The following is a 2,120-nucleotide window of genomic DNA, read 5'->3' as shown; positions in this document are numbered from 1 at the left end:
GGGGCGGGGCAGGCGCAGCCTCACCGTGGTGATCACGCTGCGGCCAGCCAGGGCCTGCTTGAAGATGCTGTCGCGGTAGTCGAACTGGCACTGCTCTCGGTTGAACGTCACCGTGCGGCCGGTCATCAGGTCAACGGCGTCGAGCGACTCGAACCTGTCTTTGAGCTCCAGGCCATAGGCGCCGATGTTCTGCACCGGGGCGGCGCCCACGGTGCCGGGGATCAGGGCCATGTTCTCCAGGCCGGACAGGTCGTGGTCCAGGCACCAGCTGACGAGGTCATGCCAGGCCACGCCCGCGCCGGCCTCGACGACCCAGGCGTCGTCGCGTGTTTCGAGCAGGCGGATGCCTGGGATCTCGACCTTGAGCACCGCCGCCTTGATGTCCTGGGTGAACACCAGGTTGCTGCCGCCACCCAGGATGAACTTGCGCGCCAGGCCCAGTTCGGGGTCATTGACCACGCGTTTGACGTCGGACTCCGAGCGGATGCGCACCAGCGTCTGCGCCACGCAGGGCAGGCCAAAGGTGTTGTAAGGCTTGAGGTTGATGCCGTTTTCCACGGACAGGGCGGTGTGCATGCGAGAATTTTCGCAGACAAAGGAGAACAACCATGCCCAGTTTTGACGCCAAGCTCGACCCGAACCTCGAATCCGTCGGCAATGCCGTGGACACGTCCGCCAAGGAAATCGGCACCCGATTCGACTTCAAGGGCACCAGCGCCGCCGTCGAATTCAAGAAAAAGGAAAAGGAAGTCATCGTCTTCGGCGACAGCGATTTCCAGATCGACCAGGTCCGCGACGTGCTGTTCAACAAGCTGACCAAGCAGAAGGTCGACATCCGCTTCATGGATGTGGGCAAGGTCGAGAAGATCGGTGGCGACAAGGTCAAGCAAGTGATCAAGGTCAAGGCCGGCATCGAGGCCGAGCTGGCCAAGAAGATCACCAAGCTCATCAAGGACAGCAAGATCAAGGTCAACGCCAGCATCCAGGGTGAAGAAGTGCGCATCCAGGGCAACAAGCGCGACGACCTGCAGGCGGCCCAGGCCCTGCTGAAGAAAGAAATCACCGACGTGCCGCTGGATTTCGGCAACTACCGAGACTGATCGGTTGACGCGGACGCGGTATCCGCGATCGGCAGCCAGCGCGCAAAGCGGGAACAAACAGGGGGACCGGGCTGTGAAACAAGATCGATCGATGACAACGTGGGGGCGCTCGGCGCTGGTCGGTGCCTGGCTGGCCAGCGTGGCCTTGTCCGTTTCGGCTCAGAGCGTGGCCATGACCGGCAGCATGGGCAGCAAGGCCTTGCTGGTGGTCGATGGCGGCGCGCCCAAGGCCCTGGCCGCTGGCGAAACCCATCGGGGCGTCAAGGTGGTGGCGGTGCGCGCCGACCAGGTCACGGTGGAGGTGGGCGGCAAGCGCCAGACCGTCGACCTGGGCGGAGCGCCCGTGAGCATCGGCGGGGGCGGTGGTGGCTCTGGCGGCACGCAGATCGTGCTGACGGCCAGCTCAGGCGGGCACTTCGTCACCAGCGGCAGCATCAATGGCCGCGCCACCCAGTTCATGGTGGACACCGGTGCCACCAGCGTCGCCCTGAGCGCCGACGAGGCGCGCCGCATGGGCATCAACTACGAGCAAGGTGAGCGAGGGCAGGGCAGCACGGCCAACGGCGTGATCCCGATCTGGCGGGTCACGCTGAAGTCGCTGCGCATCCAGGATGTCGAGGTCTACGGGGTCGAGGCGGTGGTGGTGCCTTCGGGCATGCCGCATGTGCTGCTGGGCAACAGCTTCCTGACGCGTTTTCAGATGAAGCGCGAAAACGACATGCTGACCTTGACCCGCCGATTCTGAAACGGCCGGTTGGCAGGCAGGCCCTGCGGCCCCTGGCCATGACGGCGGCGACGGCCCGCGTTTCAGGCGGCGTTTTCAGCCGGGCGCGCTGGCAGGCGGTGGTCGCGCGTGCGCATGTTCGACAACTCGACCGGGTCATGGGCGCTGAAGAGTGTCACCTCGTCACCATGGGCCTGCTTGAGTTCGCGCAGGCGCTTCTGGTTGGCGATGCGGCTGGGGCCATGCATCTGCAGCAGGCTCTGGAACAGGCTCAAGCCGATGGGGCAGTGCGGCTC

Annotated in this window: 3 protein-coding genes and 1 pseudogene; 2 read left to right on the top strand and 2 right to left on the bottom strand. The window is 64.9% G+C overall.

All coding sequences use genetic code 11. The annotated features are described in order from the left end of the window. On the bottom strand, window positions 1–576 hold a 576-nt coding region (locus tag B2W70_RS17585), incomplete at its 3' end, for an FAD-binding protein (protein ID WP_414631088.1). A gap of 32 nt (window positions 577–608) precedes the next feature. On the opposite strand from B2W70_RS17585, the gene B2W70_RS17580 reads away from it, so the two are divergent. Further along, on the top strand, window positions 609–1,100 hold the full coding sequence (locus B2W70_RS17580; RefSeq protein WP_286747778.1) for a YajQ family cyclic di-GMP-binding protein: 492 nt from the start codon (window positions 609–611) through the stop codon (window positions 1,098–1,100). Between the two features lie 91 nt (window positions 1,101–1,191). After that, complete coding sequence (locus B2W70_RS17575) at window positions 1,192–1,845, top strand: retropepsin-like aspartic protease family protein (RefSeq protein WP_286747777.1); 654 nt, start codon at window positions 1,192–1,194, stop codon at window positions 1,843–1,845. Between the two features lie 62 nt (window positions 1,846–1,907). Here the strand turns inward: B2W70_RS17575 and B2W70_RS17570 are convergent. Then, window positions 1,908–2,120, bottom strand: a pseudogene (locus B2W70_RS17570) (MBL fold metallo-hydrolase); the annotation flags it as partial.

This window comes from Aquabacterium sp. UBA2148 (assembly GCF_002328915.1).
GTDB classification, from domain to species: Bacteria; Pseudomonadota; Gammaproteobacteria; order Burkholderiales; family Burkholderiaceae_C; genus Aquabacterium; species Aquabacterium parvum.
Note: the sequence above shows the minus strand (reverse complement) of the source record. Positions and strands in the feature narration are given on the sequence as shown.